At 65.5% G+C, this 22,457-nt stretch carries 20 protein-coding genes and 1 riboswitch; of the genes, 15 read left to right on the top strand and 5 right to left on the bottom strand.

Annotated features, from left to right (window positions below; translation table 11 throughout):
• Positions 1–30: 30 nt before the first annotated feature.
• Positions 31–402, bottom strand: a complete 372-nt coding sequence (locus tag FQ775_RS06325; protein ID WP_146301214.1) for a response regulator — start codon at positions 400–402, stop codon at positions 31–33.
• A 188-nt stretch (positions 403–590) separates the two neighbouring features.
• Here FQ775_RS06325 and FQ775_RS06320 point away from each other — a divergent pair, with 188 nt between their 5' ends.
• Positions 591–893 carry a DUF3572 domain-containing protein gene (locus FQ775_RS06320; RefSeq protein ID WP_146301215.1) on the top strand — a complete coding sequence of 101 codons (303 nt, stop codon included), beginning with the start codon at positions 591–593 and terminating at the stop codon, positions 891–893.
• On the top strand, positions 890–1,543 hold the full coding sequence (locus FQ775_RS06315; protein ID WP_146301216.1) for a hypothetical protein: 654 nt from the start codon (positions 890–892) through the stop codon (positions 1,541–1,543). The genes FQ775_RS06320 and FQ775_RS06315 overlap by 4 nt, the downstream gene beginning before the upstream one ends.
• A 40-nt stretch (positions 1,544–1,583) precedes the next feature.
• Here the strand turns inward: FQ775_RS06315 and FQ775_RS06310 are convergent, their stop codons facing one another.
• Entirely contained in the window at positions 1,584–2,159 is a 576-nt protein-coding gene (locus FQ775_RS06310; RefSeq protein WP_146301217.1) for a GNAT family N-acetyltransferase, read from the bottom strand.
• A 65-nt stretch (positions 2,160–2,224) separates the two neighbouring features.
• Here FQ775_RS06310 and FQ775_RS06305 point away from each other — a divergent pair, with 65 nt between their 5' ends.
• From FQ775_RS06305 to FQ775_RS06280, 6 genes are all read left to right on the top strand, one after another.
• The gene (locus tag FQ775_RS06305) at positions 2,225–3,550 is read left to right on the top strand and encodes a DNA polymerase IV (protein WP_146301218.1); all 1,326 of its coding nucleotides are present in this window, start codon (positions 2,225–2,227) and stop codon (positions 3,548–3,550) included.
• A 149-nt stretch (positions 3,551–3,699) separates the two neighbouring features.
• The gene (dnaE, locus tag FQ775_RS06300) at positions 3,700–7,227 is read left to right on the top strand and encodes a DNA polymerase III subunit alpha (protein WP_146301219.1); all 3,528 of its coding nucleotides are present in this window, start codon (positions 3,700–3,702) and stop codon (positions 7,225–7,227) included.
• 93 nt (positions 7,228–7,320) lie between these two features.
• Positions 7,321–8,109 carry an alpha/beta fold hydrolase gene (locus tag FQ775_RS06295; RefSeq protein WP_146301220.1) on the top strand — a complete coding sequence of 263 codons (789 nt, stop codon included), beginning with the start codon at positions 7,321–7,323 and terminating at the stop codon, positions 8,107–8,109.
• Between the two features lie 25 nt (positions 8,110–8,134).
• Positions 8,135–9,358: a PAS domain-containing sensor histidine kinase gene (locus FQ775_RS06290; RefSeq protein WP_146301221.1), complete on the top strand. Its 1,224-nt coding sequence runs from the start codon at positions 8,135–8,137 to the stop codon at positions 9,356–9,358.
• A gap of 823 nt (positions 9,359–10,181) precedes the next feature.
• Positions 10,182–10,646 carry an Rrf2 family transcriptional regulator gene (locus FQ775_RS06285; protein ID WP_146301709.1) on the top strand — a complete coding sequence of 155 codons (465 nt, stop codon included), beginning with the start codon at positions 10,182–10,184 and terminating at the stop codon, positions 10,644–10,646.
• Positions 10,647–10,722: 76 nt separating this feature from the next.
• Positions 10,723–11,394 carry a class I SAM-dependent methyltransferase gene (locus FQ775_RS06280; protein ID WP_246730349.1) on the top strand — a complete coding sequence of 224 codons (672 nt, stop codon included), beginning with the start codon at positions 10,723–10,725 and terminating at the stop codon, positions 11,392–11,394.
• A gap of 27 nt (positions 11,395–11,421) precedes the next feature.
• Here FQ775_RS06280 and FQ775_RS06275 read toward each other — a convergent pair whose 3' ends face one another.
• The 3 genes from FQ775_RS06275 to FQ775_RS06265 form a co-directional block, all read right to left on the bottom strand.
• A complete protein-coding gene (locus tag FQ775_RS06275; RefSeq protein ID WP_146301708.1) occupies positions 11,422–12,111 on the bottom strand; it encodes a hypothetical protein in 690 nt (229 codons plus the stop codon).
• Between the two features lie 90 nt (positions 12,112–12,201).
• The gene (locus FQ775_RS06270; protein ID WP_146301707.1) at positions 12,202–13,623 is read right to left on the bottom strand and encodes a PAS domain S-box protein; all 1,422 of its coding nucleotides are present in this window, start codon (positions 13,621–13,623) and stop codon (positions 12,202–12,204) included.
• Positions 13,624–13,662: 39 nt separating this feature from the next.
• A complete protein-coding gene (locus FQ775_RS06265) occupies positions 13,663–15,675 on the bottom strand; it encodes an acetyl-CoA carboxylase biotin carboxylase subunit (protein ID WP_146301706.1) in 2,013 nt (670 codons plus the stop codon).
• 219 nt (positions 15,676–15,894) lie between these two features.
• On the opposite strand from FQ775_RS06265, the gene ugpB reads away from it, so the two are divergent.
• From ugpB to FQ775_RS06230, 7 genes are all read left to right on the top strand, one after another.
• Positions 15,895–17,208, top strand: coding sequence for a sn-glycerol-3-phosphate ABC transporter substrate-binding protein UgpB (gene ugpB / locus FQ775_RS06260; protein ID WP_146302129.1), 1,314 nt, complete (start codon positions 15,895–15,897; stop codon positions 17,206–17,208).
• A gap of 67 nt (positions 17,209–17,275) precedes the next feature.
• A complete protein-coding gene (gene ugpA / locus FQ775_RS06255) occupies positions 17,276–18,157 on the top strand; it encodes a sn-glycerol-3-phosphate ABC transporter permease UgpA (protein ID WP_146301705.1) in 882 nt (293 codons plus the stop codon).
• An 8-nt stretch (positions 18,158–18,165) separates the two neighbouring features.
• Positions 18,166–19,002 (top strand): sn-glycerol-3-phosphate ABC transporter permease UgpE, encoded by an 837-nt coding sequence (ugpE, locus tag FQ775_RS06250; protein WP_146302128.1) that lies wholly within the window; start codon positions 18,166–18,168, stop codon positions 19,000–19,002.
• A gap of 7 nt (positions 19,003–19,009) precedes the next feature.
• Complete coding sequence (gene ugpC, locus FQ775_RS06245; RefSeq protein ID WP_146301704.1) at positions 19,010–20,074, top strand: sn-glycerol-3-phosphate ABC transporter ATP-binding protein UgpC; 1,065 nt, start codon at positions 19,010–19,012, stop codon at positions 20,072–20,074.
• Positions 20,075–20,091: 17 nt separating this feature from the next.
• Positions 20,092–20,574 carry a YaiI/YqxD family protein gene (locus tag FQ775_RS06240; protein ID WP_146301703.1) on the top strand — a complete coding sequence of 161 codons (483 nt, stop codon included), beginning with the start codon at positions 20,092–20,094 and terminating at the stop codon, positions 20,572–20,574.
• A gap of 193 nt (positions 20,575–20,767) precedes the next feature.
• Positions 20,768–21,607 carry an S-formylglutathione hydrolase gene (fghA, locus tag FQ775_RS06235; RefSeq protein WP_146301702.1) on the top strand — a complete coding sequence of 280 codons (840 nt, stop codon included), beginning with the start codon at positions 20,768–20,770 and terminating at the stop codon, positions 21,605–21,607.
• A gap of 98 nt (positions 21,608–21,705) precedes the next feature.
• The gene (locus FQ775_RS06230; RefSeq protein WP_146301701.1) at positions 21,706–22,089 is read left to right on the top strand and encodes a helix-turn-helix domain-containing protein; all 384 of its coding nucleotides are present in this window, start codon (positions 21,706–21,708) and stop codon (positions 22,087–22,089) included.
• A 180-nt stretch (positions 22,090–22,269) separates the two neighbouring features.
• Positions 22,270–22,354: riboswitch (glycine riboswitch) on the top strand.
• Positions 22,355–22,457: the final 103 nt, after the last annotated feature.

The raw sequence follows: 22,457 nt of genomic DNA, 5'->3' as shown, positions 1-22,457 counted from the left end.
GTTCCGTTCAAGGGGATGAAAAGCCCGCCATCAGGCGTCGCCCAGGTAGGACTTGATGGTCTCGATGAACTTTGCGACGGAGATCGGCTTGGAGATGTAGGCCTCGCAGCCGCCCTGGCGGATGCGTTCCTCGTCGCCCTTCATGGCAAAGGCGGTCACGGCGATGACCGGAATGGAATGGAGATCGTCGTCTTCCTTGAGCCATTTGGTCACTTCGAGCCCGGAGACCTCGGGCAACTGGATGTCCATCAGGATCAGGTCCGGCCGGTGCTCGCGCGCCAGGTCGAGCGCTTCGAGGCCGTTTCGCGTGCGCACCGTCCGGTAGCCGCTCGCCTCGATCAGGTCGCGGAAGAGCTTCATGTTGAGCTCGTTGTCTTCCACGATCATCACTGTCTTCGGCATCGTTGCCCCACCCCGGCATGCTAACGGGCCGTGTTCCGCCATCGCGGCGAAAAACGTGATTCTCCCATCGCCCACGCTAGCGCGATTTCATTGACGAATGGCAAACCCGCGCGCCGAAATTGTCGGCGCGGCCGCGGCTTGCGCGATCGCGACGGGGCGACTAAGGCCTTTCGGCAGGAGATGATGGCATGGGCGGACAATCGGGCAAGGGCAGCGAACAGGCCGAGACGCTGGCGATCCGCGCGCTCGGATTCGTCGCCGCCGACCCGGTGCTGTTGCCGCGTTTCCTCGCCATCACCGGCATCGAGGCGAGCGACATCCGCCAGGCCGCCGCCGAACCGGGGTTCCTTGCCGGCGTGCTCGACTTCATCCTGGCGCACGAACCGACGCTCGAGGCCTTTTGCGCCGAAACCGGCATAGAACCGGCCGCCGTCGGCCGGGCCAAGCAGCACCTGCCCGGCGGCGACGGCCGCTACGAGCGCTCGACATGAGCGACGATCCCGAGACCGCGCGCCAGATCGCGGAGCTGGCGCGCGATACGCGGCCTTTGCTGGTGCTCGACGTCGACGACGTCATCCTGGAATTCATCCGCCCATTCCCGAAATTCCTGCAGTCGCAAGGATATTCGCTGCGGCTCGATTCCTTCCGGCTGACCGGCAATGTGACCGAGATCGGCAGCGGCAGCATCGCCGAGAAAGAGACCGTGTCGGCCCTGCTCGCCGCCTTTTTTGCCGCCCAGGCCGAATGGCAGACGGTCACGGCGGGCGCGGCGGAGGCGCTGGAGACCTTCGCGCCCGACGCGGAGATCGTGCTTCTTACCGCCATGCCGCACCGGCACCGCGACGCGCGACGCGCCCATCTCGACCGGCTGGGTCTGCATTACCCCCTGCTCACCACCGAGATGGCCAAGGGGCCGGCGATCAAGGTGCTGCGCGGGGCAACCGAACGCCCGGTCGCCTTCGTCGACGACATGCCGCACAATCTCGCCTCGGCGCGCCAGAGCGTGGCCGACGCGCATCTTTTCCACCTGATGGCCGACAATTCGCTGCGCCGGCTGCTGCCGCCGCCCGATGACGGCGTCTTCGTGGTCGAGGACTGGCCCGACGCCACCCCGCGGATCGCCGAAGCCTTGCGGCTTTGAGCCCGCGCCCCGCGCGGCGATAGTGCCGTGCCCTGCCCTTTCACAACGCCAGCCGCATCAGCGGCCGGCCCGGCTTGCGTTCCGCCACCGCCTCGAACCCCGCCTTTTCGAACACCCGGGTCGAGCCGACGAACAGGCCGATCGAGCGGGCGCTTTTGGATTCCGTCATCGGACAGGCGTCGAGGAGGCGCGCGCCGTTTTCGCGCGCATGCGCGATCCCGGCGGCCAGCAGCCGGTGGGTCAAGCCGGCGCCGCGCGCCTTGCTGCGGATGAAGAAGCACGACACCGCCCAGACGGCGCCGTCGTCGCGCTCCGCGTCGTCGAGCGGCGCCGAGACGCGGCCGGCATTGTTCCATTCGGGTACATCGGCACGCGGCCCGACCTGCATCCAGCCGATGCCGACCCCGCCATCGAGCGCCATCAGCCCCGGCGGCGGGCCGTCCTCGACCCGTTTCATGAAATGTGCCTTGTTGCTTTCGCGGTTGTTTTCGCGCCGCGCGGCCGGCGGCAGCCGGAAATGTGTGCACCAGCACCCGTAGCAGGCCCCCTGCTTCCCGAAGAGGTCCTCGAGCACCGGCCAAAGATCGAATGTAAGCGGCCTGATATCCACAACCATAGCGTCCCCTCCCGGGCGCCTTGTGTTGCGGCCCCGCCTCGACTACCATGCAATTTGTTCTCTTTATGTTCGCAGCGATGAGACAAGCTGTCAACGATCCGCAAGCCGGTTTCTGCCGCGACTGCCTTACCCCGCAGCAGCGTGCGGCGGCGCGGCGCTGCGAGCATTGCGGCAGCCCGCGCCTCCTGCGGCACAGCGAGCTCTACCGGCTCGCGATCGCCCATATCGACTGCGACGCCTTTTATGCCGCGGTCGAAAAGCGTGACCGGCCGGAACTGCGCGACAAGCCGCTGATCATCGGCGGCGGCAAGCGCGGCGTGGTGTCGACCGCCTGCTATATCGCCCGAATCAACGGCGTGCGCTCGGCGATGCCGATGTTCAAGGCGCTGGAAGCCTGTCCCCACGCCGTGGTGCTGCCGCCCGACATGGAAAAATACGCCCGCGTCGGCCGCGAGGTCCGCGACAGGATGACGGCGCTCACGCCGCTGGTCGAGCCGATCTCGATCGACGAGGCCTTCCTCGATCTCGCCGGCACCGAGAAGCTGCATGGCATGCCGCCGGCGCTGGTGCTGGCGCGGTTCGCGCGCGCCGTCGAGGACGAGATCGGCATCACCGTCTCCGTCGGGCTTTCCTATTGCAAGTTCCTCGCCAAGGTCGCCTCCGATTTCAACAAGCCGCGCGGCTTTGCCGTCATCGGCGAAGCCGAGGCGCTCGGATTCCTGGCCGAGCAGCCGGTGACCCTGATCTGGGGCGTCGGCAAGGCCTTCGCGGCGACGCTGGAGCGCGACGGCATCCGCCGCATCGCGCAGTTGCAGGCGATGGAGCGCGGCGAACTGATGAAGCGCTACGGCTCGATGGGTGACCGGCTCTACCACCTGTCGCGCGGCCTCGACGAACGCCGCGTCCATGCCGACCACGACGCCAAGAGTGTTTCGGCCGAAACCACCTTCGACACCGACCTCGCCTCGCCCGAGGATCTGGTGCCGGTGCTGCGCGCCTTGTCGGAAAAGGTCTCGGCGCGGCTGAAGAAGGCCGGCATTGCCGGGCGCACCGTGGTGCTGAAGCTGAAGACGCGCGACTTCAGGCTGCGCACCCGCAACCGGCGGCTGGCCGATCCGACGCGGCTTGCCGACCGCATCTTTTCAACCGGTCACGAGCTGTTGCGCAAGGAGACCGACGGCACGCGCTACCGGCTGATCGGCATCGGTGTGTCGGACCTTTCGCCGGACGACAAGGCCGATCCCTCCGACCTCGTCGACGTCGCCGCCCACAAGCGGGCGCTGGCCGAAGGCGCCATCGACCGCCTGCGCGAAAAATACGGCACCAAGGCCGTGGAGACCGGCTACACCTTCGGCAAGGGCAGCCGCGGCCGCCCGCAGCGCGAGGGCTGACTGCCGTCCGCAACCTCCCGGCGCCCTGTCCTTGCCCGGCCTGCCGCCGAAACCGCCTGTGGCAAACGCGACATCGGCCTTGGCCGCCGCCCTGCGATCGGAAACAATGCCGGCTTCGACCTTGAGTCCCGGCATGAGCGAAACGACCCATGGCCTCCGAACGACTTCCCCGCGATCCGCTGTTGCGCGAGGCCATGCAGGCGGCGGCCGCGCCGGCGGCCCCTGCCCGGCCCTTCATCCATCTGCGCGTCCATTCGGCTTATTCGCTGCTCGAAGGCGCGCTGCCGCTGGCGAAGATCGTCGGTCACGCGGTCAGGGACACGGCACCGGCGATCGCCGTCGCCGACACCAACAACCTGTTCGGGGCGCTGGAATTTGCCCAGAAGGCGGTCAAGGACGGTGTCCAGCCGATCATCGCCTGCCAGCTCGACACGCTGTTCGAGGGTGAGGAGGCGACCGGCTCGCGTTCTTCGCGCGACAACCGCCCCGACCTCGCCGCTCTTGTGCTGATCGCCGCCGACGAGCAGGGCTACGCCAATCTGGTACGGCTGGTGAGCCGGGCCTATCTCGACACGCCGGCCGGCGCGCCGGTCCACGTGACGGCCTCCTGGATCGCGGAGCATGCCGCAGGCGTCATCTGCCTTTCCGGCGGCCCCGGCGGCCCGGTCGGACGGGCGCTGGCCGCCGACCACGCGCCGCTCGCCGAGCAGCGAATTTTGAAACTCAAGGAGATCTTCGGCGACCGGCTTTACGTCGAGCTGCAGCGCTATGACGGCTACGACCGCGCTGTCGAAGCGGCGACCGTCGAACTGGCTTACCGTCACGAACTGCCGCTGGTCGCCACCAACGAAGCGTTTTTCCCGACCCGCGACGACTACGAGGCCCATGACGCGCTGATCGCCATCGCCGAGGGCACGGTGATCGCCGTCGACGAGCGTCGCAAGCTCACCCCCGACCACCACCTGAAAAGCCAGGCCGAGATGGCAGCGCTCTTCGCCGACCTGCCGGAGGCGATCGACAATACGGTCGAGATCGCGCTGCGCTGCTCCTACTTTCCGAAGAACCGCGCCCCGATCCTGCCGCGTTTCACCGCCGGCTCCGCCGACGACGCCGAGGTTGCCGAGAAGGCCGAGGCCGACGAGCTCAAGCGCCAGGCGCGCGAAGGCCTCGCGCATCGCCTTGAAACGCTGGGGCTCAGCGCCGGCTACGGCGAGGACGACTACCGCCAGCGTCTGGAACACGAGCTCGCCATCATCGAGCGCATGAAATATCCGGGCTACTTCCTGATCGTCGCCGACTTCATCAAATGGGCCAAGGCGCACGACATTCCGGTCGGGCCCGGTCGCGGCTCGGGCGCGGGCTCGCTGGTCGCCTATGCGCTCACCATCACCGACGTCGACCCGCTGCGCTTCTCGCTGCTGTTCGAGCGCTTCCTCAACCCCGACCGCGTCTCGATGCCCGACTTCGACATCGACTTCTGCCAGGACCGGCGCGACGAGGTGATCCGCTACGTCCAGGAAAAATACGGCCGCGACCAGGTCGCGCAGATCATCACCTTCGGAACGCTGCAGGCGCGCGCCGTGCTGCGCGATGTCGGCCGCGTGCTTCAGATGCCGTACGGGCTGGTCGACAGGCTGACAAAGCTGGTGCCGGCCAATCCCGCCAACCCGGTCAAGCTCGCCGACGCGATCGCCGCCGAGCCGCGCTTTGCCGAGGAGACGGAGAAGGAGCCGATCGTCGAGCAGCTTCTGGAGATCGCCCAGAAGCTCGAGGGGCTCTACCGCCACGCCTCCACCCACGCCGCCGGCATCGTCATCGGCGACCGACCGCTGTCGGAACTGGTGCCGATGTACCGCGACCCGCGCTCCGACATGCCGGTCACCCAGTTCAACATGAAAAAGGTCGAGGACGCCGGGCTGGTCAAGTTCGACTTCCTCGGCCTGAAGACGCTGACGGTGCTGGAGACCGGCGTAAAACTCATCCGCCGCAAGGGCATCGACGTCGACCTCGCCAAGATCCCGCTCGCCGATCCGGACACCTACGCCATGCTGTCGCGCGGCGAGACGGTCGGCATCTTCCAGGTGGAATCGGCCGGCATGCGCAAGGCGCTGATCGGCATGAAGCCCGACTGCATCGAGGACATCATCGCGCTGGTCGCGCTTTATCGGCCGGGCCCGATGGAGAACATCCCCACCTACAACGCCCGCAAGCACGGCGAGGAGGAGATGGTCTCGATCCATCCCAAGATCGACCATCTGGTGAAGGAGACGCAAGGCGTCATCGTCTACCAGGAGCAGGTGATGCAGATCGCCCAGGAGCTTGCCGGCTACACGCTCGGCGAAGCCGACCTGCTGCGCCGCGCCATGGGCAAGAAGATCCGCGCCGAAATGGACAAGCAGCGCGAGCGCTTCGTCACCGGCGCGGTCGAGCGAGGCGTGGCCAAGGGCCAGGCCGATTTCATCTTCGACCTTCTGGCCAAGTTCGCCGACTACGGCTTCAACAAGTCGCACGCCGCCGCCTACGCCATCGTCTCCTACCAGACCGCCTGGATGAAGGCGCATCACCCGGTCGAGTTCATCGCCGCATCGATGACGCTCGACATGGCGAACACCGACAAGCTGGCCGACTTCCGCCAGGACGCGATCCGCCTCGGAATCGACGTGGTGGCTCCCTCCGTCATGACCTCGCATCGCGATTTCGAGGTCGGCGAAAACCGCATCTTCTATTCGCTGGCCGCCATCAAGGGCGTCGGCGACGCCGCCGTCGAGCACATCGTCGAACGGCGCAACGAAAAGCCGTTCGCGAGCCTTGAGGATTTCTGCGAGCGTGTCGACCCGCGCATCGTCGGCAAGCGGGTGCTGGAAAGCCTCGTCCAGGCCGGCGCGCTCGACTGCTTCGGCCGCGACCGCGCCGCGATGTTCGCCGGCGTCGAGCTGATGATGGGGCTCGCCCAGCGCGCGGCCGAGAACGCGATCTCCGGCCAGGCCGACATCTTCGGCGGCGCGCTTGCCGGCGCGCCCGAACCGCTGCGCCTGCCGGCGGTCGATCCGTGGCTGCCGGCCGAACGGCTGCACCGCGAGTTCCAGGCCGTTGGCTTCTACCTGTCGGCCCATCCGCTCGACGAATACCGCGCCGCGCTGGAAAAGATGCGGGTCCAGAACTGGGCCGAGTTTTCCGCGGCGGTCAAGCGCGGCGCCTCGGCCGGGCGGTTGGCCGGCACGGTCACCTCGAAGCAGGAGCGCAAGACCCGCACCGGCAACAAGATGGGCGTGGTGAACTTTTCCGACACCACCGGCCAGTTCGAGGCGGTGCTTTTTTCAGAAACGCTGGCGCAATACCGCGACCTGCTCGAGGCCGGCACCTCGGTCGTCATCACGGTTGCGGCCGAGGACCGGCCGGAGGGCATCAATCTGCGCATCCAGACGGTACAGTCGCTGGAAGACGAGGCAAGCCGGCTGCAAAAGGCGCTGCGCATCTATCTGCGCGATTCCGCGCCGGTCTCGGCGCTCGCCAACCAGCTCGGCCAGCGCGGCGAAGGCGAGGTCTCGCTGATCCTGATCAAGGCGGGCGGCGCCGGCGAGGTCGAGATCGCGCTTGCCGACCGCTACCGCATCTCGCCGCAGATCGCCTCTGCCCTGCGCGCCGTGCCCGGCGTGGTCGAGGTCGAACTGGTGTAACGCTGCCCATGGGTAAACCGCTGTTTCGTTGCGTTTGAGCGGCGTATAGCCTACGCCTTGACCTGCATTGGCCTCCAATGCCGAGGAGACCCGATGTCAGTCCTGGTACGCAACAATGTCGTGCAGTCCGGCTCGGGGAGTCGGCCGATGATGTTCGCGCACGGGTTTGGCTGCGACCAGAACATGTGGCGCTTCGTGGCGCCGCATTTCGAGCAAGACTTCCGGGTCATCCTGTTTGACCATGTCGGCGCAGGCCGGTCGGACCTTTCCGCCTATGACCGGGCAAAATATGCCGACCTCACTGGCTACGCGGCCGACATCGTCGAAATTTGCCGGGAACTGGACCTGCGCGACGTAATCTTCGTCGGCCACTCCGTGAGCGCGATGATCGGCATGCTCGCTGCGATCGAGGTGCCCGGATTGTTCGGCGGCATGGTTTTCGTCGGTCCCTCCCCACGCTACATCGACGATGCCGGCTATTCGGGCGGTTTCACCGAGGCCCAGATCGATGAACTGCTGGAGTTTCTCGACGACAATCACATGGGCTGGTCGGCGGCAATGGGGCCGGTCATCATGGGCAACGCCGACAGGCCTGAACTGGCCGAGGAACTGGTCAACAGCTTTTGCCGCACCGATCCGGAAATCGCCAAGCAGTTCGCTCGCGTGACCTTCATGTCGGACAATCGCGAAGACTTGCCGAAGTTGCGCGTGCCGACTCTTGTGCTGCAGTGCAAGGAGGATGTCATCGCAGGCCAGCAGGTCGGCGAATATGTTCATCGTGCCCTGCCGGACAGTCGTCTCGTCATCCTCGACGCGACCGGCCATTGTCCCAACCTCAGCGCCCCGAAAGAGGTCGTCGCGGCGATCAAGGCGTTTGTCTGACGAAAGGTCTGCGCGGGACCTGTCGATGGAAGACCTGCAGGATCTCTATGAGAACGCCCCGTGCGGCTACCTCTCTATTGGGCACGATGGCCGGATCGTCAGGGCCAATGCGACGCTGGCTGCCTGGCTGGGTTACTCGACGGAGGAAATCCTCGCCCGGAGTTTCATCGATCTGCTGAACGTTCCAGGACGCATCTTCTACGAGACCCACTTCGCACCGCTTCTGAGGATGCAGGGCTTTTTCGAAGAGGTTGCCCTTGATCTGGTGACCAAGCGCGATCAGCGGGTCGCGGTTCTCGCCAGTGCGGTCGAGAAGCGGGACGACGAGGGCAACCTGCTGTTTACGCGCGTCACCCTGCTCAAGGCGGAGGAACGGCGCCGCTACGAGCGTGAACTTGTCAACGCGAAAGCCGCGGCCGAGGCTGCTCGCAACGAATTGGCCGAACTCAACGCATCACTGACGGCGCGTGTCGAGAAGGAGGTGGACGAGCGGTTGCGGATCATGCGCGGGCTGACCGACGAACGCGAGACGGCCAGGCTGCGCGAGCAGTTCCTGGCAATTCTGGGCCATGACCTGCGAAATCCCCTGGCGTCCATCAAGAGCGGCCTGCAGATGCTGTCCCGGGATGCGCAAAGTGAACGCGCCCGGTCGATCATCTACTTGATGTCAGAGAGCAGCGACCGGATGGCCGCCCTGATCGACGATCTTCTTGATCTCGCGCGCATCCGTCTCGGCGGCGGCTTCAAGGTCGAACCTCGATCGGTTGAGGTCGCGCCGATACTGGAACAGGTGGTCGGCGAGTTGCGCACGGCCCATCCGGACAAGGCTTTCGAGACGCGGCTCGATCTTCCACAGCCGGTTTTCTGCGACGCCCCGCGTATCGGCCAGTTGGCCTCCAACCTGTTGGGAAACGCGGTTGTTCATGGCGCGGCCGACGAACCGATTTTCCTGGAAGCGGCGATTCACGACGGCTGGCTGTCGATCTCTGTTGCCAACAAGGGATCGCCCATCCCGGAAAAGGTGAGAAAACGTCTGTTCCGGCCGTTCTTTCGCGGCGAGGTCCGGCCAAGCCAGCAGGGACTTGGATTGGGCCTCTACATCAGCAGCGAGATCGCCAAGGCTCACGGAGGCACCTTGCGGCTCACGTCGGGGGAAACGGAAACGCGCTTCACGCTGCGGATGCCGGTGGCCCCTGAGGCAAGAAGGTTCGACCGCTCGAAGTCGCAATCGGCCCGCCCGGACGAGTAATCAGCCAATATGGCCGTTACGCGGCTATAGGCACCACGGGTGAACGCGCAGCGGCGTCATGGATCGGCCGAAACCATCCTGCCTGAATCAGTCTCGCGCCCCTTGCGTGGCGCCAGCGCCTTCACGTCGCGCCAGGCGCGACCACTTCGTCAACTGCTGGTACGCGGCCTTCGAAGCACTGCGGGACAGGTCGCGTCCAACCGGCCGATGCAACCTCCCGTTCCTGTTCACTATTCGCTATTCACCACTCGCTTTTTATCCACGCCCCTACCACCCACTCGTATCATCCCCCTCGATCGCCGCGCGGGAAACGGATGCGCACCGAGCCTCCGGGCGGCGTCCGGCGCCGGACCGGCAGCACTACGGTGGTGTTGCTGGGCGATGAGCCCCCAGGTCCGGGCCCCAGGGTGAGGTGCGGGGCCGACAGAGTTCCGGTCGCGAGGCCACCGGCTTTGCGAGTGCCGTGTGTTCTGAGGCGAACGTGCGGCAACGCGCACCTGCACATCCGGGCAAGCACGCCGGGCGGGCGGCCGCGAGGTTGCACGTTCCTACCAGATGAGCGACCGGACGGCCGCCCGTCTTCCCCTTTCAATGGCCAGACGCGTTTCGCGGGCGTGGCGATGATGGAGCTCGTGCAAAGGAGAGGCAATGCGAGCGCGGACGGCTCAATCTCCCCCCTTGTGGGGGAGATGTCCGGCAGGACAGAGGGGGGCGCGAAGGGGCACCGGCCTCTCCGCTAATCACCCGTGGGAACGGGAGAAGATCGGGGCACCACCGCGAAGTCATCTTGACTCGCCCGCAATATCGTAACATTTATTGTTACATGAAACGAGACAGCCGACTTTCTGGCGTGCTTCATGTCCTGCTGCACATGGCGGAGATGGAGCGGCCGGTGACCTCCGAGATGCTTGCGAAGGCGATGGGCACCAATCCGGTCGTGGTTCGCCGCATCATGGCGGGCCTGCGCGAGGCCGGTTATGTCCGTTCGGAGCGCGGGCATGGTGGCGGCTGGCGCCTGGCCCGCGATCTGGGCGAAATCACCTTGCGCGACGTCTATGCAGCATTGGGCGAGCCGGTTCTGCTCGCCATCGGCAACCGCAGCGAGACGCCCTCCTGCCTGGTCGAGCAAGCCGTCAACGCCGCGCTCGGCGAGGCGTTTCGCGACGCGGAGGCCCTGCTGCTGGAGCGCCTCGGCGGCGTCACCCTCGCCCGCCTTGCCGCCGATTTCCGCGACCGCATGGCGGCGCGCGGCGGCCGCCATGATCTGGAGACTGCCCATGCATCCTGAGCCCGCGAAGCTGCCCGGCTTTCCGCCGCCACGCCGCATCACGCCATTCCCCCGGAGGTCGGCATGAACGGCCTTCCTGGAGCATTTTTCCGATCCGCAGGCGGTGGCACGCTATGCCGAGGGGCCGCCGCGTTTCGTCCCCGGCTATCACCATCTGCACCGCATGGCCGCCATCCTGATGGCGGAGCGCGCACCCGCAAACGGCCGCGTCCTCGTGCTCGGCGCCGGCGGCGGGTTGGAACTGAAGGCTTTTGCCGAGGCGCAGCCGCAATGGACCTTCCTCGGTGTCGACCCGGCACCAGCCATGTTGCAACTGGCCGAGGCGACGCTGGGCGAGCATGCCGCCCGCGCGACGCTGCTCGAAGGCTACATCGATGATGCACCCGCGGGGCCGTTCGATGCCGCCGCCTGTCTGTTGACGCTGCATTTCATGTCGCGCGAGGAGCGGAGGCGCACGGCAGCCGAAATCCGCCGCCGGCTGAAACCCGGCGCGCCGCTGGTGGTGGCGCATTCGAGCTTCCCGCAGGCCAAGGGCGAGCGCGACCGGTGGCTGTCGCGCTATGCCGCCTTCGCCGCCGCCTCCGGCGTCGAGCCCGACAAGGCACAGGCCGCGCGCGAGGCGGTGGCCTCCACCATCGACCTGCTCGATCCGCGCGACGACGAGGCGGTGCTGCGCGAGGCCGGGTTTTCCGGTGTCAGCCTTTTCTTCGCCGCCTTCACCTGGCGCGGCTGGGTTGCTTATGCGTGAGACGCGGCGGCCGTCGCCGCACCGGCGCTATTGCGCGACCACCCGCGTGCGGAAAGCGTGTCCCGGCGCGCCGTCGACCTCCCGCCAGGGGCCATACTCGGCCGATGGTTGCGGGTCGCGGGCAAGGCCGAGATCGACGGTGATGCGGTCGTCATGCGCGGGCGCGCGCCACAGCTGGAAGACGCGGCCGTTGACGCGCCAGCGAATTTCGCCGCGCATGCGCAGGATCGTGTGCTCTTCGTCGGCGCGGGCGCGCGGCTCGTCCCACCGCGTGCTCAGCGTCCAGTTCATGTAGGACGAGCGCATGGTGAAGCGATAGATGCCGTCGACCTCGTCGGGCGGAATGGCCTCGGGAACGCGCCATTCGATCAGCACCGTCGGCTCCCTGCCGGGTTCGTATGGGTCACCGTCGGTCAGCTCCTCGTTGACGAACCAGGCGCCCACCGCAAGCACGGCGAGGCCGAAACCGCTGGCCATGACTGCGTTGTCGCCGAAGCGGAAGATCGTCCGCCAGGCGAACCATGTGCCGATCGCCGCGCCGACGATGGCGCCGACCGGCGCGAAGCCCGCCGCGCCCATCGCCAGCCCGCCGCCGGTGTTGTCTGTCCCGGCAACGGTTCCGATCGCGATCATGCCGAAAAACGCCGCCGCCGCGCCCAGCACCGCTGCGATAAGCACGATCATGACGAAAAACAGGATGCGCGCGGCAACAACCATGCCCAGACCTAGCATGGCCAGCCGCAAACAGGGACTAAGCCAGCCGAGAGCCGGTGAAAGAGAGCCGGCGCGGAGCGCATCGAGCGCCCGTCACGACAACTCCTGGTCGCGAAAGCCTTCGGCAACCGCCTGCGCGGCGCGGAAGTATTCGCCAGGCACAAGCGCGCGCCAGACCAGCCGGTCAGGCGAAATCTCGTAATTGACCGAGGCATCAAGCGATGACTCCAGCACGCTCGTTAGCACCGCATGCCCGAAGCCGTGCCCTTCTGGCTTGGCCTGGACGTCGATGCCCCTTTCCTCCCAGCGGATGTCAAGTTCGGCAGCGTCGCCCTTGGAGCGGATATTCCATGTCAGCGCGAGTCGCCCCGAGCGTGAACTCAGTGCGCCGTATTTGAGAGCATTGGTGGAGAGTTCGTGAAAGCTCATGCCAAGCGCCTGAACCGCCGCCGGAAGCAAGCTGACGGCAGGTCCTCCGACCGAAATCCGATCCGAACTCGTGTCTGCGAACGCGGCCATCTGGCGAAGCGCCAGTTCCTCCAGCGGGACCGCGTCCCACTGTGCCGAAATCAGGAGATCGTTCGATGCCAGAAGGGAGGCGATACGCGCGGAAAACCGCTCGTGAAAATCGTCTACCGTCGCGGCCCGCCTGGCGGTCTGGCGCACGATCGACTGTATGACAGTCAGCAGGTTCCGGGTCCGGTGACTCAGCTCCTGTGCAGCGATCCGATTCCTTTCCTCGAGCCTCTTCTGCTCGGTGATATCGCGATGAATGCTCGAGATGGCCGTTATCTCGCCATGGGCGTCCCGTACCGGTGCAGCGCTCTCGGCGATCGTTCTCAAGCCACCGGTCTTGGTACGCCTGGACACCTCGAAACGCTGCTGCCGACCGAGCAAAATCTCGTCGATATACCCTGCCGTTGTCTGGTCAATGCCGGGCGGAAAGAGCATGGCGACAGACTGGCCGATGATCTCCTCGCGCATGTAGCCGTAAAGCCGTTCGGCGGCGTGGTTCCAGGACAGGATGCGACCACCCAGATCAAAGCTCATGATAGGGTCGATCGACGATGCCACCAGTGCTGCAAGTTCGTTGGCAACGACACGCGCGTCCGCGATCTCGATCTGCTGCAGTTTCCGCAGCGTAATGTTTCGGTGCATGAGGATCGCGCACCGGGACCCTTCGATGACGAACGGCCGGATGATCAGTTCGAACCAGCGGCGCTCCGTGGGACTGTGGCACGGATACTCGCAACTGAAATGGTCGTGGCTCTGGAGGACGTTCGACAATCCCTGGCCGACACTCGCGGACACAGCTCCGCTTTCGCCCACCGCATCGGAACAGGTCGCGAAGTAGCTGTCGCCAATGTTGAAATTGGTGCTGTCGCCGCCGTTGTCGGTGCCGAACGCCTTCCACGCCCGGTTGACGGCGATGATAAACCCCTCCGGGTCGACGATCGCACTGGCGTCGGGCAGTGCGTCCAGCAGGCCTTGCTGGTCGTGGGAGAGCCTTTTCATCCGCCGGTCATTCCACGGCCGCGCCGAGCTGACAAGCGCCTACTCGAACTCCATGATCACCGCGTCGACCGACAGGCTGTCGCCGGGATGGGCGTTGATCTTGATGACCGTGAGGTCGCGCTCGGCGCGCAGCACGTTCTCCATCTTCATGGCCTCCACGACGGCGAGCGTCTCGCCGGCCTTGACCTCCTGGTCTTCTGTCACGTTGATCGAAACGACCAGCCCCGGCATCGGGCACAGGAGCATGTTGGAGGTATCCGGCGGCAGCTTTTTCGGCATCAGCCGGTCGAGTTCGGCGATGCGTGGCAACATGGCGCGGGCATAGACGGAGAGGCCCTTCCAGGCGATACGAGTGCCGTTGAGCGCGGTGCGCAGTTGCGCCACGACGCGGCGCCCACCCACCTTGCCGCTCCACACGAACTCGCCCGGCCGCCAGTCCGAGGAAACCGTCACCGGCTCTGCTCCATCGACAGAGATGTCCATCTCGAGCGGCAAGGAGATCATGCCTTCCACAACCTGCACCGGCAAGTAGTCGTCGTCGAGGCGAACCATCCAGTCGGTCTTGACGGCTCCCGAATGCGGCGCCAGGCGGTCGCAGAGTCGATCCAGCCGGTCCCGGCGCAAGAGCTCGATTGCCAGCGCCACCGCGGCCAGCACCGCCCTTTCCTCGTCATTGGGCGCGACCGGCGCGAAGCCATCCGGGTATTCCTCCGCGATGAAGCCGGTCGAAAGCCGGCCCTCGCGCCAGCGCGGATGTCGCATGAGCGCGGCGAGGAAGGGAATGTTGTGCTCGATGCCGTCGACCACAAAGGCATCGAGCGCGTCGGACATGGCGTCGATCGCCGAGAGACGATCGGGCGCCCAGGTGCACAGCTTGGCGATCATCGGATCGTAGAACATCGAGATTTCGGCGCCTTCGGTGACGCCGGTGTCGTTGCGCACCACGACGTCGCCGTCCCGGCCTTCTGCCGGCGGGCGATAGCGGGTCAGTCGACCGATCGAGGGCAGGAAGTTGCGGTAAGGGTCTTCGGCATAAAGCCGGCTTTCGATCGCCCAGCCGCTCAGCTTGACGTCGTCCTGCGCGATCCTGAGCTTTTCCCCGGCAGCGACCCGTATCATCTGCTCGACCAGATCGATACCGGTGACGAGTTCAGTCACCGGATGCTCGACCTGCAGGCGGGTGTTCATCTCGAGGAAATAGAAGTTGCGGTCCTTGTCAACGATGAACTCGACGGTGCCGGCACTCTGGTAGTCGACCGCCTTGGCCAGCGCGACCGCCTGGGCGCCCATGGCAGCGCGGGTCTCCGCGTCGAGAAAGGGCGACGGCGCTTCTTCGACGACCTTCTGGTTGCGGCGCTGGATGGAGCATTCACGCTCGCCGAGGTGGATGCAGTTGCCGTGGCCGTCGGCCAGCACCTGGATCTCGATGTGGCGCGGCTCGACGACGAATTTTTCGATGAAGACGCGGTCGTCGCCAAACGAACTCCTGGCCTCCGAACGTGCCCGGTCGAAACCGTCGCGCACCTCGTCCCTGGTCCAGGCGATGCGCATGCCCTTGCCGCCGCCGCCGGCCGAGGCCTTGATCATGACCGGGTAGCCGATCTCGTCCGCGATCTTCTCGGCCTGGTCGGCATCCTCGATGATGCCGAGAAAGCCGGGGACGGTGTTCACTCTGGCGTCGCTCGCGAACTTCTTCGATTCGATCTTGTCGCCCATGGCGCGGATCGCCTTCGGCTTCGGGCCGATGAAGACGATGCCCTCGGCTTCCAGCGCCTCGCAGAAGGAGGCGCGTTCGGAGAGGAATCCGTAGCCGGGATGGACGGCCTCGGCGCCGGCTTCGCGGCAGGCGGCGATGATCTTCTCGGCGACCAGATAGCTCTCGGCGGCGGGCGGCGGACCGATATGCACCGCCTCGTCCGCCATCTCGACATGCACGGCGTCCCGGTCGGCGTCGGAATAGACCGCGACCGTGGCGATACCCATCGACTTCGCGGTCTTGATGACACGACAGGCGATCTCGCCGCGATTGGCGATCAGGATCTTCTTGAACATGCGAAAGGCGTCCCTCCGGTCTGGTTTGTCTTTTTATGGAATCCGGATGGCCGCCTCAAGCGCGCGGCGGACAATCGCCATCCGGTTCGTGGCGAATTGACATCGATGCGCGAAAGATGAAACCTCACCGGTCTTGAAGTCGAGAAAAAGCAGTCAGGACCGGCCCACAGGCCAAGAGCCAAGGGGCCCGGCTCCTTTTCCGGGAGGAAGTAGCTCATGATGTTCAAGAACCATCTGTTAGCCGGCGCAGTCTTGGCGACCACCATGGTCCCCGTCGCCGCATCCGCGGCCACCGAAATCCAGTGGTGGCATGCCTTCACCGGCCGGCTGGGCGAATTGCTGGCCGAGCAAGTCGAAAAATTCAACGCCTCGCAATCCGATTACACGGTCGTCGCCTCCCAAAAGGGCAACTACTCGGAGACGCTCAATGCCGGCATCGCCGCCTTCCGCGCCGGCGAACAGCCGCATGTGCTGATGGTGTTCGAGGTCGGCACGGCCACGATGATGGCCGCGCAGGGCGCCATCAAGCCGGTCTACGAGGTGATGGCCGAAGGCGGCGCGCCGTTCGATCCCGACGGTTATCTCGGCGCGGTGAAGGGCTACTACACGACGCCGGACGGGCAGATGCTGTCCCTACCGTACAACTCGTCGACGCCGGTGCTCTATGTCAACGTCGACGCCCTCGAGGCCGCCGGCCTGGCGCCCGACGTGGACCTTTCGACCTGGGAGAAGGTCGGCGAGGCACTCGACAAGCTGAAGGCGTCCGGCCATGAATGCCCTCTCACCACGGCGTGGCAGAGCTGGGTGCATCTGGAGAACCTGTCCGCGTATCACAACGTGCCCTTCGCCACGAAGGAAAACGGCTTTACCGGGCTTGACACCGAACTCGCCTTCAACGGCCCGGTTCAGGTCAAGCACATCGAAACGATGGGCCAGTGGGCCAAGGACGGCAAGTTCTTCTACGCCGGACGGCGCAACGAAGGCGGTGCCAACTTCCGCGGCGGAGAATGTGCGCTCTTCACCGAATCGTCGGCCGGCTACGCCGGCGTGAAGGCCGAGGCCGATTTCGATTTCGAGATCCGGCCCCTGCCCTACTGGTCGGACGTCGAGGGCGCGCCGCAAAACACCATCATCGGCGGCTCGTCGCTGTGGGTGCTCTCCGGGCACGAGGCCGAGGACTACAAGGGCGTCGCGGCCTTCCTGAGCTTCCTGTCGAGCGCCGACATCCAGGCCAAGTGGCACCAGGACACCGGCTACCTGCCGATCACCACGGCGGCCTACGAAAAGACCAAGGCCGACGGCTTCTATGAAGCCAATCCGGGCACCGACGTCGCCATCATCCAGATGACCGGCAAAGAACCGACCGGCAATTCCAAGGGACTGCGGCTCGGCAGCTTCGACCAGATCCGCGCCATCATCGACGAGGAACTGGAAGCGGTCTGGTCGGGCGACAAGACGGCGCAGGCCGCGCTCGACAGCGCGGTGGAGCGGGGCAACCAGCTTCTGCGCCGCTTCGAACAGGCGAACCGCTGATTTCCGCGGCATATGGGGCGATGGCGGCCTAGCGGCCGCCATCGCTCGTCCGCGGCCAAGGCCTGTCATGGAAAAGCGCGTCACCTTCAAGGGATGGACCCTGCCGCTGCTGCTCGTTTTGCCGCAGGTGGTGGTGACGGCGGTGTTTTTCTTCTGGCCGGCGGGTCAGGCGATCTACCAGTCGGCCTTCATTCCCGACCCGTTCGGGCTGCGCTCGCAGTTTGTCGGATTCGGCAATTTCATCTTCCTCTTGACCGATCCCTATTATCTGGCCTCGTTCCGCACCACGGCGGTCTTCTCTCTTCTGGTGACCGCCGTTTCCATGGGCGTGGCTTTGTGGCTGGCCGTGATGGCCGACCGCATCATCAAGGGCTCGGGCACCTATCGCACGCTTCTGATCTGGCCCTACGCGGTGGCGCCGGCGGTCGCGGGTGTGTTGTGGCTGTTCATGTTCAGCCCCAATGTCGGGCTGGTCAGCTGGTATCTCGCCGCCCTCGGGTACCGCTGGAACCATGTGCTCAACGGCAACGAGGCGATGGCCCTGGTGGTGCTGGCCTCGGCCTGGGGGCGCATCAGCTACAATTTCCTGTTCTTCCTCGCCGGCCTGCAGGCGATCCCGAAAAGCGTGATCGAGGCGGCTGCGATCGACGGTGCCCGGTTCTGGAAAAGATTTTGGACCATCGTCTTCCCGCTGCTGTCGCCGACGACCTTCTTCCTGCTCGTCGTCAACGTCGTCTACGCCTTCTTCGAAACCTTCGGTGTCATCCACACCATCACCGCCGGCGGCCCGCGCCAGGACACCACGATCCTGGTCTACAAGGTCTATGCCGACGGCTTCGTCGGCCAGGATCTGGGCTCCTCGGCGGCGCAGTCGGTGATCCTGCTGCTGGTGGTCGGCGCGCTTACCATCGTCCAGTTCCGCTATATCGAGCGACGGGTGCACTACTGATGTCGGGCATGGTGGAAAAGACCGGCCGCGGCCTGTGGCTTACTCATCTGGGCCTCGTCGTCGGCATCGCCTTCATCTGCTTTCCGATCTACCTCGCCTTCGTCGCCTCCACGGTCCAGAACCACGAAATCGTGCGCCCGCCGATGCCGCTGGTGCCCGGCGGCTATTTCATCGAGAACTACGCCAAGGCGCTCCTTTCGGGTGTCAACGCCCCGGTCTGGCGCATGCTGGTCAATTCGACGGTGATGGCGCTCGGGATCACCATCGGCAAGATCGTGATTTCGCTGCTTTCGGCCTTTGCCATCGTTTATTTCCGCTTTCCCTTCAGAAAGACCTTCTTCTGGCTGATCTTCCTGACACTGATGCTGCCGGTCGAGGTGCGCATCGTGCCTACGTACGAGGTGGCGGCGAATTTCGGCATGCTCAACACCTATTCCGGCCTGATCCTGCCGCTGATCGCCTCGGCAACGGCGACCTTCCTGTTCCGCCAGTTCTTCATGACGGTGCCGGACGAACTGGCCGAGGCGGCGCGTGTCGACGGCGCCAAGCCGATGCGGTTCTTCTTCGATATCCTGCTGCCGATGTCGCGCACGAACATCGCGGCGCTGTTCGTCATCCTCTTCATCTACGGCTGGAACCAGTATTTGTGGCCGCTTCTGGTCACCACCGATCCGCAGATGAACACCATCGTCATGGGCATCAAGCAGATGTTCCCGTCAGGTGACGACTGGGCCGACTGGCCGGTGATCATGGCGACCGCGATCCTGGCCATGATCCCGCCTGTCGCGGTGGTGATCTTCATGCAGAACCTGTTCATCAAGGGTCTCGTGGAGACCGAGAAATAGGCCGCCGATGTCGACGATCAGCCTGAAACAGATCCGCAAATCCTACGGCAAGACGGAGGTCATCCACGGCATCGACGCCGAGATCGCGGATGGCGAGTTCATCGTCATCGTCGGGCCGTCAGGATGCGGGAAGTCGACGCTCTTGCGCATGGTGGCCGGGCTTGAGACGGTTACCAGCGGGGAGATCGCCATCGACGGCAAGCGGGTCAACGACCTGGAGCCGATGGACCGCAACATCGCGATGGTGTTCCAGAGCTACGCGCTCTATCCGCATATGAGCGTGTTCGACAACATGGCCTACGGGCTGAAGATCGCCGGCACGCCGAAGGCCGAAATCGCCGAACGCGTGGCCAGGGCGGCGGAAATGCTGCAACTGCAGGAGTTTCTGCAGCGCAGGCCGCGCGAACTTTCAGGCGGCCAGCGCCAGCGCGTCGCCATGGGCCGCGCGATCGTGCGCAAGCCGGCCGCCTTCCTTTTCGACGAGCCGCTGTCCAATCTCGACGCCAAGCTCAGGGTGCAGATGCGGCTCGAGATCAAGGGCCTGCAGCGCGACCTCGGGGTCACCTCGCTCTATGTCACCCACGACCAAGTCGAGGCAATGACGCTCGCCGACCGCATGATCGTCATGAACGCCGGCGTCGCCGAGCAGATCGGCGCGCCGCTCGATGTCTACCGCGACCCGCAGACCGTGTTTGTCGGCGGCTTCATCGGCTCGCCGCCGATGAACTTCGTCGCTCCAGCCGTCCTTGCCGCGAACGGCACGGCGCTGCCGGAGGCGCTGTCGCGCGCGGTCAAGGGAAACGGCGACGGCGCGCTGGTGGGCATGCGGCCCGAGCATATGACGCTGACAAGCGGCAGGGACGCCATGCTGAAAGGCACGATGCGTTATGTCGAGCCGCTGGGCGCGGAAACACTCGTCCATCTGGCGCTTGAGGACGGAACCCAGGTGACGGTGCGCCAGGAAGGCATCGCCGAGGTGCCCGAACCGGGCGCGGCGTGCCATGTCCGCTGCGATCCGGACTATCTCTGCCTGTTCGACTCAGCCGGCCAGCGGGTCGCGCTGAGCGCCTGACAGAAACGGCCGACGCAATGGTGATGATCTTCGTCGATGCCGACGCCTGCCCGGTCAAGGACGAGGTGGTGCGTGTCGCCGAACGCCACGGCCTGACGGTGACCTTCGTCGCCAATGGCGGGCTGCGGCCTTCGCGCGACCCGATGGTCCGCAACGTCGTCGTGTCGAAAGGTGCCGATTCCGCCGACGACTGGATCGTGGCAAGCGCCGCCAGCGGCGACATCGCGGTGACCGCCGACATCCCGCTCGCGGCGCGGCTGGTCGAAAACGGCGTTCACGTGCTCGGTCCGACGGGCAAGCCCTTCACCGAAGCCTCGATCGGCATGGCGGTCGCGATGCGTGACCTCAAGCAGCACCTGCGCGAAACCGGGGAAATCCGCGGCCTCAACCCCGGCTTCACGCCGCGCGACCGTTCCACCTTTCTCGGCGCGCTGGACAGGACCGTACGAATGGCAGTGAAGGCCGCGGCGGCGGAAACCCCGGCCGGCGAAGGGAAATAGTGGCGCGGCAGGCGGTGCAACGCGTTGCGGACGCTCGGCGTAACGGTTCGACGCGGCGGGCCAATGCGCCCGATGAGGGTTTGGTTTCCGGTCCCTTCATGTTAGGAAACGGGTCTCCCAGCCGCCTGTTTCAATGGCGAAGCCCGGCACATTCCAACCAGGCCGACGCATTGCGCGTGCGGGTCGCGAGGCTATGAGCGTGAAGACGGTATCGATTGCGAAGTCCCATGGCGGCGTACAAGGCGTTTACCAGCACGCCTCCGAAACGTGCGGCTGCGACATGACTTTCGCCGTTTTCGTACCGCCGCAGGCGAAAGACGGCCCTTGTCCCGTGGTCTGGTACCTGTCCGGCCTGACATGCACGCATCAGAACGTGATGGACAAGGGCGAATACCGGCGCGCGGCGGCCGAACTCGGCCTGATCGTGGTCTGCCCGGATACCAGCCCGCGCGGGGCCGACGTGCCCGACGACGCCGAGGACTGGCAGTTCGGCTCCGGCGCCGGCTTCTATGTCGACGCCACGGAAGCGCCCTACGACAAGAATTACCGCATGTATTCCTATCTCACGCGGGAACTGCCGGCCCTGCTGGGCGACAACTTTCCCGCCGACATGGGACGACAGGCGATCTTCGGCCACTCGATGGGCGGCCATGGCGCGCTCACCATCGCACTGAAGAACCCGAAACGTTTCAGGAGCTGCTCGGCTTTCGCGCCGATTGTCAGCCCGGCGCGTGCCGACTGGTCGAAAAAAGCCTTCGAGCGCTATCTGGGCGCCGACGAGGACAACTGGCGGGCCTATGACGCCTGCCAGTTGATCGAGGACGGCCACCGCTTTCCCGAATTTCTCGCCGACCAGGGCACAGCGGACGGCTTTCTGGAGGAGGGCCTGAAGCCCTGGCTTCTTGAGGAGGCCTGCCGCAAGGCCGGCATCTCGCTCACCCTGCGCATGCAGGAAGGCTACGACCATTCGTATTTCTTCATCTCCACCTTCATGGAGGATCATCTGCGCTGGCACGCTGAAAGGCTCGGCTAGCGGCAACGCGACCCGGAATGACGTTCATCGCCCTTCGGGGCGGTAGCCGGGTCGGATAGGCTAACGACCGAAAGAAAGCCGAGGAGGCATCATATTTCATGGCTGTCGTAACATCGATCCACCGCCGGGCGCCCGACACCGACACCTTCGGGGGGCGCCTGTCGCGGACCCGCGATTCCCTGGGGTTGAGCACCGCGCAGCTGGCGCGCCGCGTCGGCGTGCGCCAGAAGACCATCGAGCAGTGGGAGAGCGACCGCTCCGAGCCGAGCGTGGAGCGCCTGTCGCTGCTGGCCGGCGTGCTCAACGTCAACATGATCTGGCTCCTGCACGGTGTCGGTGACGCGCCGGAGGACGATATCGGCCCGGATCCGCTCGCCGCGATCACCGCGCAGCTCGAACGGCTGAAGCGCATGCACGAGGATACAGGTCGCATCATCGAGCGCATCCAGCGCGAAATGACGCGGCTGGAGGACGAGCGGTAGCCACTGCCTGTCCGGCCATCGGACCATCTGACGGGAGCCCGGCAACAGCTCCCGTTCTGCTTCCCACGCCCCCGTCTTCGTCCGGTCGCTCGCGATGCAAGCAGCGCACAGCGGCTTGCCGCCCCCGTGACAAGCCGTCTCGCCTGCTATAGGGTCCGACTCGTCTCGGGCCGAAAGCCCGGCCTGCCAGCGGGAGAGAGCCCTCAGGGGCCGCCGAAGGGGAAATCGCCCGAAATCTCTCAGGCAAAAGAACCGCCTGCAGGTCAAGACGCTCTGGAAAGTCGGGGGGTTGTCCCCGCGCCGAAGGTGTAAGCGCCGCCGACAGAGTTCCGGTTGCGCGAGTCTCTCAGGCTTCCGACAGAGGGGCG

Origin of the sequence: Nitratireductor mangrovi, assembly GCF_007922615.2 — a bacterium.
GTDB classification, from domain to species: Bacteria; Pseudomonadota; Alphaproteobacteria; order Rhizobiales; family Rhizobiaceae; genus Mangrovimarina; species Mangrovimarina mangrovi.
This window is presented reverse-complemented; position numbering and strand designations above follow the sequence as displayed.

What these genes read in the sequence shown, in the direction of transcription:
- FQ775_RS06325 (WP_146301214.1), bottom strand. Translation starts at nt 402, where the DNA reads ATGCCGAAGACAGTGATGATCGTGGAAGACAACGAGCTCAACATGAAG.
- FQ775_RS06320 (WP_146301215.1), top strand. Translation starts at nt 591, where the DNA reads ATGGGCGGACAATCGGGCAAGGGCAGCGAACAGGCCGAGACGCTGGCG.
- FQ775_RS06315 (WP_146301216.1), top strand. Translation starts at nt 890, where the DNA reads ATGAGCGACGATCCCGAGACCGCGCGCCAGATCGCGGAGCTGGCGCGC.
- FQ775_RS06310 (WP_146301217.1), bottom strand. Translation starts at nt 2,159, where the DNA reads ATGGTTGTGGATATCAGGCCGCTTACATTCGATCTTTGGCCGGTGCTC.
- FQ775_RS06305 (WP_146301218.1), top strand. Translation starts at nt 2,225, where the DNA reads ATGTTCGCAGCGATGAGACAAGCTGTCAACGATCCGCAAGCCGGTTTC.
- dnaE (WP_146301219.1), top strand. Translation starts at nt 3,700, where the DNA reads ATGGCCTCCGAACGACTTCCCCGCGATCCGCTGTTGCGCGAGGCCATG.
- FQ775_RS06295 (WP_146301220.1), top strand. Translation starts at nt 7,321, where the DNA reads ATGTCAGTCCTGGTACGCAACAATGTCGTGCAGTCCGGCTCGGGGAGT.
- FQ775_RS06290 (WP_146301221.1), top strand. Translation starts at nt 8,135, where the DNA reads ATGGAAGACCTGCAGGATCTCTATGAGAACGCCCCGTGCGGCTACCTC.
- FQ775_RS06285 (WP_146301709.1), top strand. Translation starts at nt 10,182, where the DNA reads ATGAAACGAGACAGCCGACTTTCTGGCGTGCTTCATGTCCTGCTGCAC.
- FQ775_RS06275 (WP_146301708.1), bottom strand. Translation starts at nt 12,111, where the DNA reads ATGGTTGTTGCCGCGCGCATCCTGTTTTTCGTCATGATCGTGCTTATC.
- FQ775_RS06270 (WP_146301707.1), bottom strand. Translation starts at nt 13,623, where the DNA reads ATGAAAAGGCTCTCCCACGACCAGCAAGGCCTGCTGGACGCACTGCCC.
- FQ775_RS06265 (WP_146301706.1), bottom strand. Translation starts at nt 15,675, where the DNA reads ATGTTCAAGAAGATCCTGATCGCCAATCGCGGCGAGATCGCCTGTCGT.
- ugpB (WP_146302129.1), top strand. Translation starts at nt 15,895, where the DNA reads ATGTTCAAGAACCATCTGTTAGCCGGCGCAGTCTTGGCGACCACCATG.
- ugpA (WP_146301705.1), top strand. Translation starts at nt 17,276, where the DNA reads ATGGAAAAGCGCGTCACCTTCAAGGGATGGACCCTGCCGCTGCTGCTC.
- ugpE (WP_146302128.1), top strand. Translation starts at nt 18,166, where the DNA reads ATGGTGGAAAAGACCGGCCGCGGCCTGTGGCTTACTCATCTGGGCCTC.
- ugpC (WP_146301704.1), top strand. Translation starts at nt 19,010, where the DNA reads ATGTCGACGATCAGCCTGAAACAGATCCGCAAATCCTACGGCAAGACG.
- FQ775_RS06240 (WP_146301703.1), top strand. Translation starts at nt 20,092, where the DNA reads ATGGTGATGATCTTCGTCGATGCCGACGCCTGCCCGGTCAAGGACGAG.
- fghA (WP_146301702.1), top strand. Translation starts at nt 20,768, where the DNA reads ATGAGCGTGAAGACGGTATCGATTGCGAAGTCCCATGGCGGCGTACAA.
- FQ775_RS06230 (WP_146301701.1), top strand. Translation starts at nt 21,706, where the DNA reads ATGGCTGTCGTAACATCGATCCACCGCCGGGCGCCCGACACCGACACC.